The 14,049-nt window shown below is 52.2% G+C and carries 11 protein-coding genes and 1 pseudogene; 5 read left to right on the top strand and 7 right to left on the bottom strand.

What is annotated here, in order from left to right; all coding sequences use genetic code 11:
* Nucleotides 1-7: 7 nt before the first annotated feature.
* The 4 genes and pseudogenes from fucR to fucI all read right to left on the bottom strand — a co-directional run bounded on the left by fucR (nucleotide 8) and on the right by fucI (nucleotide 4,442).
* The gene (gene fucR / locus HVY19_RS16730) at nucleotides 8-718 is read right to left on the bottom strand and encodes an L-fucose operon activator (RefSeq protein ID WP_181681608.1); all 711 of its coding nucleotides are present in this window, start codon (nucleotides 716-718) and stop codon (nucleotides 8-10) included.
* A 41-nt stretch (nucleotides 719-759) separates the two neighbouring features.
* Nucleotides 760-1,181, bottom strand: a pseudogene (gene fucU / locus HVY19_RS16725) (L-fucose mutarotase).
* Between the two features lie 11 nt (nucleotides 1,182-1,192).
* Nucleotides 1,193-2,590 (bottom strand): L-fuculokinase, encoded by a 1,398-nt coding sequence (gene fucK / locus HVY19_RS16720; protein WP_181681607.1) that lies wholly within the window; start codon nucleotides 2,588-2,590, stop codon nucleotides 1,193-1,195.
* Nucleotides 2,591-2,666: 76 nt separating this feature from the next.
* On the bottom strand, nucleotides 2,667-4,442 hold the full coding sequence (gene fucI, locus HVY19_RS16715) for an L-fucose isomerase (protein WP_181681606.1): 1,776 nt from the start codon (nucleotides 4,440-4,442) through the stop codon (nucleotides 2,667-2,669).
* A gap of 466 nt (nucleotides 4,443-4,908) precedes the next feature.
* On the opposite strand from fucI, the gene HVY19_RS16710 reads away from it, so the two are divergent.
* The 5 genes from HVY19_RS16710 (at nucleotide 4,909) to fucA (ending at nucleotide 10,261) form a co-directional block, all read left to right on the top strand.
* The gene (locus HVY19_RS16710; protein ID WP_181681605.1) at nucleotides 4,909-6,408 is read left to right on the top strand and encodes a sugar ABC transporter ATP-binding protein; all 1,500 of its coding nucleotides are present in this window, start codon (nucleotides 4,909-4,911) and stop codon (nucleotides 6,406-6,408) included.
* A 3-nt stretch (nucleotides 6,409-6,411) separates the two neighbouring features.
* A complete protein-coding gene (locus HVY19_RS16705; protein WP_181681604.1) occupies nucleotides 6,412-7,395 on the top strand; it encodes an ABC transporter permease in 984 nt (327 codons plus the stop codon).
* A 73-nt stretch (nucleotides 7,396-7,468) separates the two neighbouring features.
* The gene (locus HVY19_RS16700; RefSeq protein ID WP_181681603.1) at nucleotides 7,469-8,419 is read left to right on the top strand and encodes an ABC transporter substrate-binding protein; all 951 of its coding nucleotides are present in this window, start codon (nucleotides 7,469-7,471) and stop codon (nucleotides 8,417-8,419) included.
* A gap of 139 nt (nucleotides 8,420-8,558) precedes the next feature.
* On the top strand, nucleotides 8,559-9,557 hold the full coding sequence (locus HVY19_RS16695; RefSeq protein ID WP_181681602.1) for a LacI family DNA-binding transcriptional regulator: 999 nt from the start codon (nucleotides 8,559-8,561) through the stop codon (nucleotides 9,555-9,557).
* 56 nt (nucleotides 9,558-9,613) lie between these two features.
* Entirely contained in the window at nucleotides 9,614-10,261 is a 648-nt protein-coding gene (fucA, locus tag HVY19_RS16690; protein WP_181681601.1) for an L-fuculose-phosphate aldolase, read from the top strand.
* Nucleotides 10,262-10,309: 48 nt separating this feature from the next.
* On the opposite strand, the gene xni is transcribed toward fucA, so the two are convergent.
* The 3 genes from xni to sdaC all read right to left on the bottom strand — a co-directional run bounded on the left by xni (nucleotide 10,310) and on the right by sdaC (nucleotide 13,924).
* Nucleotides 10,310-11,065, bottom strand: a complete 756-nt coding sequence (xni, locus tag HVY19_RS16685; protein WP_181681600.1) for a flap endonuclease Xni — start codon at nucleotides 11,063-11,065, stop codon at nucleotides 10,310-10,312.
* A 150-nt stretch (nucleotides 11,066-11,215) separates the two neighbouring features.
* On the bottom strand, nucleotides 11,216-12,583 hold the full coding sequence (locus HVY19_RS16680; RefSeq protein WP_181681599.1) for an L-serine ammonia-lyase: 1,368 nt from the start codon (nucleotides 12,581-12,583) through the stop codon (nucleotides 11,216-11,218).
* Nucleotides 12,584-12,634: 51 nt separating this feature from the next.
* Complete coding sequence (sdaC, locus tag HVY19_RS16675) at nucleotides 12,635-13,924, bottom strand: HAAAP family serine/threonine permease SdaC (RefSeq protein WP_181681598.1); 1,290 nt, start codon at nucleotides 13,922-13,924, stop codon at nucleotides 12,635-12,637.
* Nucleotides 13,925-14,049: the final 125 nt, after the last annotated feature.

Here is a 14,049-nt window from a genome sequence, read left to right as displayed (position 1 = left end):
TACGTTACTACGATGACGCACTATCGGAAACGATGTGCGTCACGTCATCCAGATGTCCAAGCCGGGCTTCCCCTGAGCGATTGAATTTGCTCTTATCGATCAGTAACAGAGCCTGCGAGGCGCGTTTAAGCAGCACGGATTTAAATTCGGCGTTAAACGTGCTGGAATCCCACAGCGCGCCGTCGCGGTCGATGCCTTCACAAGAAAAAATAAACAGATCGATATCCATTCCCTTTAGCTGCGAAATCAGCGCGGAATTGACGTAGCAGCCGTGTTTGCGCTCCAGCTTTCCCCCGGAGCTAATCAGCTCAATATGCTCGCGCTTACCGAGCTCCTGACAAATCGGATGACTGTTGGTAAAGACCTTAATGGGGATATCCGGTAACTGCCGCGCCAGATACCAGCAGGTGGAGCTGGCATCTAACGCAATCACCATCCCCGCGTCAATCCAGCTTAGCGCTTTGCGGGCAATATCGGCTTTGTGCGCATAATGACTTTTCAGGCGAATGTGGAAGGGATCGCCGCTGTCGGGGTTTTCCCGCAGGATACTTTTCGCTCGCCCGTGGTTACGCAGCACTTTTCCTTTAGCCTGCAACTCGCTGAGATCGCGGCGAATGGTTTCCCGACTGACGTTAAGCTGAACGGCCAGCGTTGCGGTAGTCAGGCTTCTCTGGTTGTTGAGCAGATCAACGATCGCCTGCTGACGTGCCGCTTTCATCTCTTTTCACCCCTGCAATTGCGTTCCGGCTGCGACTGAGATTACGGCGTTACCCCTTTTTTTAAAAGAATATTTCCGTACTTCGTGCTCTCACCGGTTATCACGATCGCAAATGCGTTTTGCGCGCGATCGTAAAAGGCGAAGCGATCAATACGGGTGATGTCGGGACACGGCGTCTGTACAGAGAGTGCTTCCCGATAGCGGATTTCAACGCTGGGATCGAGAGAATCTCCCTCAACGGCGGCCATCATTACCAGCGGCGTGCATAGCTGTCGAGTTCAAATAAGGGAATAATCGCCCGCAGTAAATCGCTCACCCTGAGGCCATCGGCACGGATGACCTGCGGCCCCATGCTGTGTGCCGGGAAATGGGCGTCGGAGAACACGATCTCGTCACCGTGCCCCATCTGCGCCAGCACCTTCAGTAATTCCGGCGAGATCAAAGGAGAAATGGTTTTCAACATCTTCGGATCCTTCAACGTGTTTGGGGATAGACGTAACGGTACTGATAGCACACCTGTTCTCTGGCCTGCTGCGGGCTGGAAAACTCGCCGACGCCATACCAGCCGTACATCGCCGCGCCGGTAACGGTCGTTTCTGCGTCATCCAGGATCTTGATGGGAATCTCAAGAACGTTGGCCTTGATCTGATTCCACAACGTATTACGGCTTCCGCCGCCGACCAGCAATAATTCCGTGGCTCTGAAGTGACCTATCTTTTCCAGCGTGTGCAGGTGATGGCGAAGTTGCTCTGTTAAACCTTCCAGCGCCGCGCGATATAAATGGCCTCGGGTAGTCGTGAGCGTGACACCTTGCCAGCCGGCTTCCGGAGAGGAGAGCAGATCGCATTGCATTCTCACGCCTTCCGAACCCGCAGATAATATACGCGCTTCATCAATCAGCGTTTGCCAGGGCGTTTCGGGTGTCCAGAGTAGCTTGCGCACCCATTCGAGAACACCGGAGGCCAGCCACTGCATACCCGGATTATACAAACCTGGTTGGCTGTCCAGCTCACAGGTGGAACCGGGAAATCGGCCCAATAAAGCGGTATCGACCCCGGCGCTACGCACCATCAGGATTTCCCATGTACCCGATGAAAGCACGGGTTCATCCTGCTTTGCGCCAGCGCCAAACAGTGCGAACTGAGTATCATGTCCAGCAGAAATCACCGGAATTCCCGCTGAAAGTCCTAATTGCGCCGCCGCTGCGGGTTGCAATGTGCCAATCAGTTCTCCGGCCTCGACCAGACGTGGGAAGAGGCGTCGTGGCAGACCCGTGGCCTGCAAAATATCGCTGCTGAAATCCCGCTGATGAATGTCCAGCATTTGACTGGTGCCTGCCATTGTGATGTCAGTGGTCATCTCCCCGGTCAAATGGTGGTTGATCAGCGATGAAATAAACAGCCATGCGTGCGCCTGCTCCAGAAGTTGTGGATAGTTTTCTTTCATCCACACCAGCTTGTACAGGGTATTAAAAGCAAAAGCGCCGACGCCGGAGATCGCCTGGAGTCGCTGCGGAGGGATGAAATGCGCAATCTTGTCCATCACGACTGCGGTACGCGGACATTTCCAACTGATCACGGGATACAGCAGTTTACCCTGTTCATCGACCAGTGCGCCGTCAACGCCGAAGGTGGTAACCGTAATGCCCCGGATGTGCCAGTCTGAAAGTTCTGTGGTCAGACGATGACAGCAGTCGGCAAAGCGATGCAAAATGGCGTCCAGCGACCATTGTTGCCAGGTGTTGTTCTCGACGGCGTTCTCGCTGGCATTGGCGACAGCGGCGCGGGCAATGATTTGCCCCTCACGGTCAACGGCAATCGCCCGGATATTGGTGGCGCCGCAGTCGAGAACGAGGATAACTTCTTGTTTCATAACCGCTCCTGAAACGTTGCCGGATGGCGCTACGCTTATCCGGCCTACAATTCAATACTTCACCGGGCAAAGCGCATTAACGCTTATACAGCGGGCCATAGTTCTGGCAGGCGCGATAATCCTGTCCTTCCATATCCATACCGTGCGCAGCCCAGGAGGAAGGGCGATAAATTTTGCCCTCTTCAACGTTGTGCATACAGACCGGGATACGCAGCATTGCCGCAAGCGTGATGAAGTCCGCACCGACGTGTCCAACCGTCAGCACTCCGTGGTTAGCGCCCCAGTTCGCCATTACCGAATAGACGTCGGAGAACGGGCCTTTGCCGGTAAGTCGCGGTGCAAACCAGGTCGTTGGCCAGCTCGAATCTGTGCGTTTGTCGAGCGTCTCATGGACCTCATTCGGCAGTTCTACGCTCCAGCCTTCTGCAATTTGCAGCACCGGACCTAAACCTTTAATGATATTTACTCGGGTCATGGTAAACGGTACGCCGCCTTCGGTGAGAAAATGCGATGAGTAGCCGCCGCCGCGAAAATACTCGTGGATCGCCGGACACCACTCGGTGGCGGCCAGGCAGGCGTCCGCTTCCTGTTGGCTAATTTCCCAGTGTGGCTTCATCGTTGGCCGGCCTTCGCTGTCCCGTTGTTTACAGGTGCCATCCAGCGCAGCGGACCCTGAATTGATCAGATGTATTATTCCGTGTTCTGCCAGCCCGGTGAGAGGTTGCCCCGTCACCCGCTTAACCGCTTCCGGTGACCAGAAGGTTCGCACATCAGCAAACACTTGCGCGGTGCCGGTTAACTGGTGGCCCAGCAGCATGGCGACGCCGTTCAGACTATCGTTTTCGGTGGCAACCACCAGCGGTTCACGCACGCCATTCCAGTCAAAAGAGCTGTTCAACAGTGCTTCGGCGGTATCGCCATTAGGGTATTGATCGGTCCAGTGGCGCTGACCCTGAAATCCTGCCGCGATGGCGTTGTAACCCAGCGACTCCTCCACGCGTCCCATCTCTGCCAGTTTACGGTTCCCCTGCATCATGTCGCGAATGCACATCGCCATCAGCAGGCTCTCACGCAGGATGCCCCGGTTTTGCTCGGCGTTACGCTGATACTGTTTTGCATTTTTATCCTCACCGTAGCGAAAGTGCTTATCCGCCCACGCCAGCGCCATTTCCAGTTCGGCTTCATCATAGATTTTGTGATCGATACGGCGGCGCAGTTCTGTCATATCAACGGACTGTACCTTCATCCCCAGCCAGGATTCAAAGAAGTTATGATCGACGATGGAACCGGCGATCCCCATAGAAACGCCACCCAGCGAGAGATAGCTTTTCCCCTTCATACTGGCTACCGCTACGCCTGCCCGTGCAAAGCGCAGCAGTTTTTCCTCTACGTCGGCAGGTATCGAGGTATCACCCGCATCCTGGACTTCCTGGCCATAGATTGAGAACGCTGGAATACCCTTTTGACTATGGGCTGCCAGCGCCGCTGCCAGATAAACCGCGCCTGGACGTTCGGTGCCATTGAAGCCCCAAATCGCTTTTGGGCGCATCGGGTCCATATCAATGGTTTCACTGCCGTAACACCAGCACGGCGTTACAGTAATGGTTAAACCAACGTTCTGACCGCTAAATTTTTCCTCGCAGGCGGCGGACTCTGCCATACCGGCAATACAGGTATCGGCAATCACGCATTCAACGGGGGTGCCACAGGCATAGCGCAATTTCTTCGTCAGAAGATCCGCTGTGGCTTTTGCCATATTCATTGTTTGCGTTTCCAGCGATTCACGAACGCCCATACGGCGTCCATCAATAACCGGGCGAATGCCAATTTTCGGCAGTTTGATCTTATTCATTGTGGTTCCTCATCTTGCGTTTAGCTGCTCTGCTGGGGGCGGATGACGTGATCTACCGTCGCAGTCGGCTGAAGGAAGTGAAATTGCTAACTCGAGTTAGCTTAGGTATTGGCGTGTTTTTTAGACAACATTTTTATGATGAGATTGTGAGAGGCTTCACGAGAAGTGGTTAAAATTCGATCTGCGTCAAATAAATGAATAGTGATAGCTTTTATTAAATTCAATAAAAATCAATTAGATAATATTAATTGGCTGTTCAGTGTCACAATTTTAAGCCAAACAATTTGGCTATTTTGGGCGGCTAAAATAGCTTTAAAAGGTCATTCGCTAACTCGAGTTAGCAATATTTGGCAACATAATCGCTGTGACGTACAGGTGTTTTCAGGAAAGATTGATATTGGCTTCCTTGAAGATACGCTTCGCCTGATTCACTGCCGGCAGTTTCAGATTATTGAGGAAAGCAACAATGTCCGAAACCTTTTTACAGATGAGTCAAATTACCAAACGCTTTCCGGGTGTATTAGCATTGAGTAAGGTAAATTTTACTCTGCGCAAAGGCGAAGTCCATGCGCTATTAGGTGAGAATGGCGCGGGTAAATCTACTCTGATGAAAATTTTATCCGGCGTTTATCAACCGGATGAAGGCGATATTATCTTTGAAGACCAGTCAGTGTCATTCAACGATCCGCTTAGCGCACAACAGGCGGGAATAACGATTATTCATCAGGAATTTAATCTTTTTCCAGAATTAACCGTCGAAGAAAATATCTTTATTGGCAGGGAGTTTTGCAAAAATAACCGTTGGCGACTGGACGAAAAGCAGCAGCGTCAAGCGGCAATGGAAATTTTGCAAAAATTAAACCTGAATATTGCACCCGATACGTTGGTTGCCGATCTGACCGTCGCGCAACAGCAAATGGTAGAAATCGCTAAAGCGATATCCGTTAACGCCAAAGTCCTGATTATGGATGAGCCAACGGCGGCGTTAACAGAAACCGAGATTGAGAGTCTGTTTCGCGTTACTCGCTTGCTGAAAGCGCAGGGAACCGGAATAGTCTACATCTCGCATCGGCTGGAAGAGTTAGCACTGATTGCCGACCGGGCTACCGTCATGCGTGATGGTCAGTATATAGCAACCGTGGATTATGAAACCGTAAAGATCAGCGATCTGATTGCCATGATGGTCGGGCGCGAGTTGGGCAATATCTATCCGCGTCGTGAGTCACGGAAGCACCAGGAGCCTGTTCTGGAAGTGAGCGGCCTTACGCGCAAAGGGGTACTGAATAACATCGATTTTACGCTTAATCGTGGAGAGATCCTCGGTTTTGCCGGACTGATGGGAGCCGGACGTACCGAACTGGCGCGGGCGATTTTTGGTGCCGACCCCATCGACAGCGGGACGATTAAGCTCAACGGCAACGCCATCGTGATCAAAGATATTTCGGATGCCATTGCGCAAGGGATTAGCTATTTAACGGAAGATCGCAAAAAGGAAGGGTTGGCGCTGAACCTGTCCGTTGAGCGCAACATTATGCTGGGCAATTACCCTGAATATTCCGACCGGCTCGGCAATGTTCATAGTAAACGTTGCCAGCAGACCAGTGAAGAACAGGTCAAGGCGCTCAGAATTAAAACCCCTCATCTTGAGCAGGCCGCCCTGAATTTAAGTGGCGGGAATCAGCAAAAGATTATTATTGCCCGCTGGGTATGTAAGGATACCGATATTCTGATATTTGACGAACCTACCCGTGGCATAGATGTGGGGGCGAAACTGGAAATTTATGAGTTAATGAATCGCCTCGTGGCAAAAGGGAAATCGATTATTATGATTTCATCTGAGTTACCGGAGGTATTAGGCATGTGCGATCGTATTTTAGTGATGCGTAATGGTCGTATTACCGGTGAATTAACTGCTGATAACGCCACGCAAGAAAAAATCATGCAATACGCGACGTTAGAGGAATAAATTATGACCATCTCTGTAACCTCTTCAGACAGTAATAATAAGAAATTAAAAATTAATAAAGAACTTTTGATGCGCCTTGCGCCGCTATTCAGTCTGATTATTTTGGTGATTTTCTTTAGCTTTAGCTCACCTTTTTTCTTTAATACCGAAAATATTATGACGATCGCGCTGCAAACATCGGTGATCGGCATTATGGCGATTGGCGTGACGTTTGTGATTATTACGTCGGGAATCGATCTTTCACTAGGCTCTGTGGTGGCGTTTTCCGGCGTGGCCGTCGGGATCTGCGCAACGCTCGGTCTGCCATTACCGATCTGTATTCTCGCTGGCGTGCTTGCCGGAGGGTTGTGCGGTTACGTGAACGGTCTGCTGGTTACTAAAATGACCATCCCGCCCTTTATTGCCACGCTGGGACTGATGATGTCCGTCAGGGGGATCAATATGGTGATGACGGACGGTCGAGCCATCTATTTTGCCGATTATCCCTCCTTCAAGTTGCTGGCACAGGGACGCCTCTTCGATGTACTGCCGTATCCGGTGTTTTATCTGGTGATTGTGGCACTCATTGCTGGATACATCCTGAAGAAAACGGTGATTGGCCGCTACGTCTATGCCGTAGGCAGTAATGAAGTGGCGGCGCATCTTTCCGGTATTAAAGTCCAGCGCGTCAAAATCTTCGTCTATGCCTTCTGTGGGCTGCTGACCGGTATTGCGGGGGTGATTCTGGCCTCGCGTCTGAACTCCGGACAGCCGACGGTGGGCGTCGGTTATGAACTGGAAGCCATCGCGGCGGTGGTCATTGGTGGTACTAGCCTGATGGGGGGCATCGGCACCATCGGCGGTACCATTATTGGCGCCTTTATCATGAGCGTGCTGAAAAACGGGCTGAACCTGATGGGCGTCTCCCAGTTCTGGCAAATGGTGGCGATGGGTATTGTGGTTGTTGCCGCCGTCTACCTCGATACGCTGCGTAAAAAGATTCGTTGATCTACGCTCCCGGCAGTCACGGGGAATATTGACCCTGACGTTAAGGGTGACACACTCACAACGGAGTACAACAATGAAAATCAGGCATTTTGTTTATGCGTTATCCCTGCTGGCGTGCATAACTTCCGGCGCGTTGGCGAAAGATTTAAACCTTCCCGTTATCAGTAAAGGTTTCCAGCATGAGTTCTGGCAAACCGTGAAAATGGGGACGGAAGCGGCAGCGAAAGAACTGGGTGATAAAACCAGCTATGTTGGGCCGGCGGATGAAACCCAGATTGCAGAGCAAATTCAACTGGTTGAAAACGCGATAGCGCGAAAACCGAACGGCCTGCTGCTGGCGGCGTTGGATGCGAATGCCCTTGCACCGCTGGTGGAAACGGCAAATTCACGCGGCATTAAAGTTGTGACGTTTGATTCCGGCGTTAACTCGGATATCCCGGTCAGTTTCGTGGCGACCAATAACCGCAAAGCCGGGGCAGAAGCGGCGGACGCGCTGGCAAAAGAGGTCGGTAACAAAGGGAAAGTCGGCATTATTGCGCATGTGGCGGGTACCTCATCGGCCATTGAACGCTCGGAAGGGTTTATCGCCCGCATGAAGGAAAAATATCCCGATATCAAAGTGCTGCCGGTACAGTACAGCGATGGCGATCCGCAAAAAGCGATGGATAAAACCATTGATATGATTCAGGCCAACCCCGATCTGGCCGGGATCTACGGCACTAATGAAGGCTCCACGCTGGGCGTCGCCAATGCCATCGACAGTCAGAGTCTGAAAGGGAAGGTGAAGGTCATCGGTTTTGATAGTACCGAAGCTATTATTAACTTCCTCAATACCGGTGTGATCCAGGGATTTGTGGTTCAGGATGCCTACCAGATTGGCTACCAGGGGATTAAAGCCCTGAATGCGGCGCTATCGGGACAGACGGTGGCGAAAGAGATCGATATTCCCGTGAAGTTTGTTAACGCACAAAACATTAATACGCCGGAAATTGACAAGCTATTACATCCCTTTGGGAAGAAGTAAATGCGTTGGGGGGCGGTGTTTTCGCCCCCGCTTATGCTTTGCGTCAAGAGCTCGCTTAACCCTCTGATGCGGAGGGACAAAAGTGTAGTATGTTTTTATGACTGGCAATTGACGCCTGGATGGTGACTGGGGCATTAACATGGCTAAAACAGTAGAACAGATAGCCAGCGATCTGAATTTGTCGGTGACGACGGTGAGACTGGTGCTAAATGGGAAAGCTGAAAAGTATCGGATCAGCCTCAAAACTCAAACGCGCATAAATGAATATGTTGAGCGCTATGGTTATGTGATTAACCATTCCGCCCGCAGCCTGAAGTTGAATAAAACGGAGACTCTTGGACTGATTGTCCCCAATATATCCAACGTTTTTTTTGCCACGCTGGCAGAAAAACTTGAGCAGCGCTGTCGTCGCTCCGGCTATCAACTGATGATTAGCTGTACCTATGATGATGTGGATTACGAGAATAAATTAACGAAAGCGTTAATTGCCCGGAATGTGGACGGCCTTTTTATTGTTCCCTCGACCTTAGAAAACCAGCAACACCATTTGCGTCAGGTAAGAAAGCCGATGGTTTTACTGGATCGTGATTTTAAGTACACCGATAACGCGCTGGTCGAAAGTCATAATATGTCGGGCGGTGAACAATTAACGCAGAACTTACTTGATACGGGAAAACAGCCCGTCTGGTTTCTGGTGGGCGATACCGGTCTACCCAGTATCAGCGACCGTCTTGCGGGCTATCTTAGCGCGCTCAGTAAAAAGGGAATCATGCACCGCGACTGGGTTCGCGAAGGTCCGGTGAATACTCCTGAGGGGGGCTATCAGATTATGCAGACGCTGATCGACGAGCAGGGATGTCCGCAGGCCTTTATTGCCTCATCGTTACCGGTACTGGAAGGCGCGGTGAGGGCCATCCGCGATCGCCTGGGGGTGATTCCGCCGGAGATCAACATCGGTACGTTTGACGAACATCCCATGCTGGGATTCCTGTCGAACAACGTATGGTCTATGCAGCAGGACGAGAACGCCTGGGCGGAAAAGGCGTTTGAGATGATGATCTGCGCCATTGAAGATCGCCCAATTAACGAGACGGTAAGAGTTGAAATGAAATTAATTAAGCGCTTAAGACAAAAATAATACGCGCGCAAAGCCGAAGGCTATTCGCCATAGAACCGATTACCCGGAGAACAGAGATGGAAAGATCCCAATTATCCTGTGAAATTATCGAAACCTGTCTTGAGATGACGCGCCTTGGCTTAAACCAGGGAACGGCGGGAAATGTAAGCGCGCGGTATCAGGATGGCATGTTGATTACGCCGAGCGGTATTCCCTACGCGCGAATGACGGAAAATATGATCGTCTATGTGGATAATGACGGTAAATTTGCAGAGGGGAAACTGCCATCCAGCGAATGGCGTTTTCATCTGGCGGCCTATCAGACTCGTCCGGACGCCAATGCCGTAGTGCATAACCACGCCATCCATTGCACTGCAGTTTCTATTCTCAATCGTCCTATCCCGGCGATCCATTATATGATTGCGGCGGCGGGAGGAAATTCGATTCCCTGTGCGCCTTACGCCACTTTCGGCACCCGCGCGCTTTCTGAGCACGTTGCCGTGGCGCTGAAAAATCGTAAAGCCACGCTGTTACAGCATCATGGGTTAATCGCCTGCGAAGAGAATTTGCAAAAAGCGCTGTGGCTGGCGCACGAAGTTGAAGTATTGGCACAGCTGTATCTGAGTACGCTGGCGGTGGTTGATCCGGTGCCGGTCTTATCAGATGAAGAGATCGCCGTGGTGCTGGAGAAGTTCAAAACCTACGGGTTACGGATTGAAGAGTAATTTGCGTCATTTGCCGGAGAAGCGTAAGCGCCATCCGGCATTTCAGGATTAATGCTGCAAACGTAACTGCTGCAAATTGCCGTCGATGTGTAAATCCGTTTGCAGACGGGCAATATCCCGACAGAGAAACGCCATCTCTTTATGGGCTTCCAGTTTCTTGCGCCACTTTTCCGGCACGGCTTCCAGGTGCGCGTAAATCCCTTCCAGGGTCTGAAATTCAACCAGTAATTGGGTTGCGCTTTTCGGTCCAATACCGGCTACGCCAGGGACTTTTGAACTGCTGATCCCCGCCAGCCCCCAGTAATCGGGTAACTGCTGCGGCTGCACGCCAAACTCTTTTTCAATAAATGGGGCATCCAGCCAACGCTTCTGGAAGTAGTCACGAATTCGCAGCGTGGGGGAAAGTAGCTGGCAATAGCCTTTGTCAGTCGAAACGATGGTCGCCTGATGCCCAGCCTGCGCCACTTTTACCGCCAGCGTTGCCGCTAAATCATCGGCTTCGTTGCCGCTGGAAACCCAACATTGCACACCGCGATGCTCAAAGGCGGCGCGCAGCGCAGGCATCTCGTTGTGCAATTCGTCTGGCATTGGCGGGCGTCCGGCTTTGTAGTCCGGGAGGCGCTGATGACGCCAGCCGCTGTTACGCGCTTCGTCATCAAATACTGCCACCGCATGGGTTGGCTGGCTATGGACAATCAGTTGCTCAAGGGCATGCTGACAGGTTTCCACGCAGGGTGATCCCTGAACGGCGTGAATGCGGCGTATTAAGTTAAGCGCGTCGACAATAAGCAGATGGACAGCCACGGTGTTCTCCCTGACAAATTTGGGGATAGGGTAACATCCAGGGCGAAATGAGGCGAATTATTGCCGGATGGCGGTATGCGCCTTATCGGCCTACAGAGCGCTTCACTGTAGGCCTGATAAGCGCAGCGCCATCAGGCAATATGATGGGCATTAATCGCAGGTGACAATCTTCATCGCCAGGCCGCCGCGCGAGGTTTCGCGGTACTTGGCGTTCATGTCTTTCCCTGTTTCGTACATGGTTTCGATCACTTTATCGAGGCACACGCGCGGCTCGCTGGTACGACGCAGCGCCATACGCGCAGCGTTGACCGCTTTCACCGAAGCAATTGCGTTACGCTCGATGCACGGTACCTGAACCTGTCCCGCGACCGGATCGCAGGTCAGACCGAGGTTGTGCTCCATGCCGATCTCTGCCGCAATGCACACCTGAGTCGGGCTGCCGCCCAGCAGTTCTGCCAACCCGGCTGCGGCCATAGAGCAGGCCACGCCGACTTCACCCTGACAGCCCACTTCGGCGCCAGAAATCGAGGCGTTCATTTTGTATAGTGAACCGATCGCGCTCGCCACCAGCATATAGCGGGCCAGAGAGTTAGCGTTCACTTCGCGAATAAACTTGTCGTAGTAAGCCAGTACGGCCGGAACGATACCGCATGCGCCGTTTGTCGGCGCAGTCACCACGCGTCCACCGGCGGCGTTCTCTTCGTTCACCGCCAGAGCAAACATGTTGATCCAGTCAACGACCGCCATCGGGTCGGTGGAGTTTTTATCGCTGCTGACCAACATACGACGCAGCGCTGCGGCACGGCGTGGAACGCGCAGTTTACCCGGCAAAACGCCTTCGGTAGTGATACCGCGCTCAATACCACCGCGCATCACTGCCCAGACGTTGGCGAAATGCTGCTCCAGCTCTTCTTTGCTGTGCAACGCCAGTTCGTTTTGCATCATCAGGCCGGAAAGTGATAACCCGGTTTCCTGGCAATGCTTCTGAAGATCGGCAGCCGATTTGTACGGGTACGGAACGTTCACCGGCGAACTGTTCGGCAGGCCGAAGTGTTCTTCATCAACGATGAAACCACCGCCAATGGAGTAATAAGTCTGGCTGTAGAGGACGCTATCGCCCGCCAGCGCGGTAATGCGCATCCCGTTCTCATGCAGAGACAGGTTATCTGCATGGAAATTCATGCATTTATCGACCGGGAATTCCACTTCATGCTGACCATTTGCCAGCAACAGACGCCCGTGCGTGTTCACATCCTGGATAAAAGCAGGGATGGAATCGATGTCGACGGTATCCGGCAAGTTGCCCGCCAGTCCCATAATGATGGCGATGTCGGTGTGGTGGCCTTTGCCCGTCAGGGACAGGGAACCATAGACATCCACCACGACGCGGGTGACATCAGTCAGAATATGGCGAGCAATCAGATCGTCCGTGAATTGCTTGCCTGCTTTCATTGGTCCAACGGTATGAGAACTGGAAGGGCCAATGCCGATTTTGAAAATATCGAAGACGCTAATCATAGGGCATCAATCTCAGGGAGGAAGCGCCGCCGGAGAGCGGCGCTGTAGAACTTAACTGAACAGGGAGTAGAAAATCGCGGAGATAGCAATCAGACCCATAATCACAACGAACACGTTGCTGATATGGCCGCTGTATTTGCGCATGGCCGGGACTTTCTGGATAGCGTACATCGGCATCAGGAACAGAATCATCGCAATGATTGGGCCACCCAGCGTTTCAATCATCCCGAGGATGCTTGGGTTCAGGGTTGCAACAATCCAGGTTGTTACCAGCATGAACAGTGCAGTAATACGGTTCAGCTTGTTGATTTCAATGGATTTACCTTTGCCGCGCAGAGATTTGATTACCATCCCGTTGAAGCCTTCACGGGCGCCCAGATAGTGGCCCAGGAAGGATTTGGTGATTGCAATCATTGCAATGATCGGTGCCATCCAGGCGATGATCGGTGCGTTAAAGTGGTTTGCCAGATAAGACAGAATCGAGATGTTCTGATCTTTCGCCGCCGCCAGGTCTGCCGGAGTCAGGCTCAGTACGCAGCTGAAGACGAAGAACATGACGGTCAGCACCATCATGATGTGGGCAAACGCCAGGATTTTAGAGCATTTTTTCTCTGCTGCATCGCCGTACTCTTCACGCTTCGCGACCGCGAAGGAGGAGATGATCGGGGAGTGGTTGAAAGAGAACACCATCACCGGAATCGCCAGCCACAGGGTCATCCACAGGCCGTTGCCAGTAGACGCCGCAGAGTCAAAGGACAGCGTTTCCAGTGCGGCACCACTCCATTGTGGGATCAGGTAGACCGCCAGCAGCATCAGCGCGGCAACAAACGGGAATACCAGGATACTCATCGCCTTAACGATCATCTGCTCACCAAAACGCACGATGGTCATCATGCCAACAATCAGGATCAGGGAGAGGATCGCACGCGGTGGCGGGGTGATCGCCAACTGGTGTGACAGGAAGCTTTCGACCGTGTTGGTAATGGCTACGCTGTAGACCAGGAGAATCGGGTAAATCGCGAAGAAGTAGAGCAGGGTAATCAGTTTGCCTGCACCAATACCAAAGTGTTCTTCAACGACTTCGGTGATGTCTTCGCCAGGGTTTTTGCCGGACAGCACAAAGCGAGTCAGACCACGGTGTGCGAAGAAAGTCATCGGGAAGGCGATAATCGCCATGATGATCAGCGGGATCATACCGCCGACGCCTGCGTTGATTGGCAGGAACAGGACGCCCGCACCGATAGCCGTGCCGTAAAGGCCCAGCATCCACATGGTATCGGTCTTGCGCCATGCGCTTCGGGAGTCAATCGAAGCAATAGTGCTGGTTTGAGTGGTTTCCATCTGTATCTCCTGGAGGAAGCTAAAAATCAGGAAAAAGTTCCTGACCTTGAAACGAAATTCTGCAATGACGATTTTTATATAATTTTTAACCGTAATAATTTGCGGGCGGAAAGATACATTTAACT

This window comes from Citrobacter sp. RHB25-C09, assembly GCF_013836145.1.
Taxonomy (GTDB): Bacteria; Pseudomonadota; Gammaproteobacteria; order Enterobacterales; family Enterobacteriaceae; genus Citrobacter_A.
The sequence above is the reverse complement of the archived record's forward strand: the minus strand, read 5'-3'. Positions and strand labels throughout refer to the sequence as shown.

Bases quoted from the DNA above. Each gene is read 5' to 3' on its own strand.
- fucK (WP_181681607.1), bottom strand. From the start codon at position 2,590: ATGAAACAAGAAGTTATCCTCGTTCTCGACTGCGGCGCCACCAATATC.
- HVY19_RS16680 (WP_181681599.1), bottom strand. From the start codon at position 12,583: ATGATTAGCGTCTTCGATATTTTCAAAATCGGCATTGGCCCTTCCAGT.
- fucI (WP_181681606.1), bottom strand. From the start codon at position 4,442: ATGAATAAGATCAAACTGCCGAAAATTGGCATTCGCCCGGTTATTGAT.
- HVY19_RS16705 (WP_181681604.1), top strand. From the start codon at position 6,412: ATGACCATCTCTGTAACCTCTTCAGACAGTAATAATAAGAAATTAAAA.
- sdaC (WP_181681598.1), bottom strand. From the start codon at position 13,924: ATGGAAACCACTCAAACCAGCACTATTGCTTCGATTGACTCCCGAAGC.
- fucR (WP_181681608.1), bottom strand. From the start codon at position 718: ATGAAAGCGGCACGTCAGCAGGCGATCGTTGATCTGCTCAACAACCAG.
- HVY19_RS16695 (WP_181681602.1), top strand. From the start codon at position 8,559: ATGGCTAAAACAGTAGAACAGATAGCCAGCGATCTGAATTTGTCGGTG.
- fucA (WP_181681601.1), top strand. From the start codon at position 9,614: ATGGAAAGATCCCAATTATCCTGTGAAATTATCGAAACCTGTCTTGAG.
- HVY19_RS16710 (WP_181681605.1), top strand. From the start codon at position 4,909: ATGTCCGAAACCTTTTTACAGATGAGTCAAATTACCAAACGCTTTCCG.
- HVY19_RS16700 (WP_181681603.1), top strand. From the start codon at position 7,469: ATGAAAATCAGGCATTTTGTTTATGCGTTATCCCTGCTGGCGTGCATA.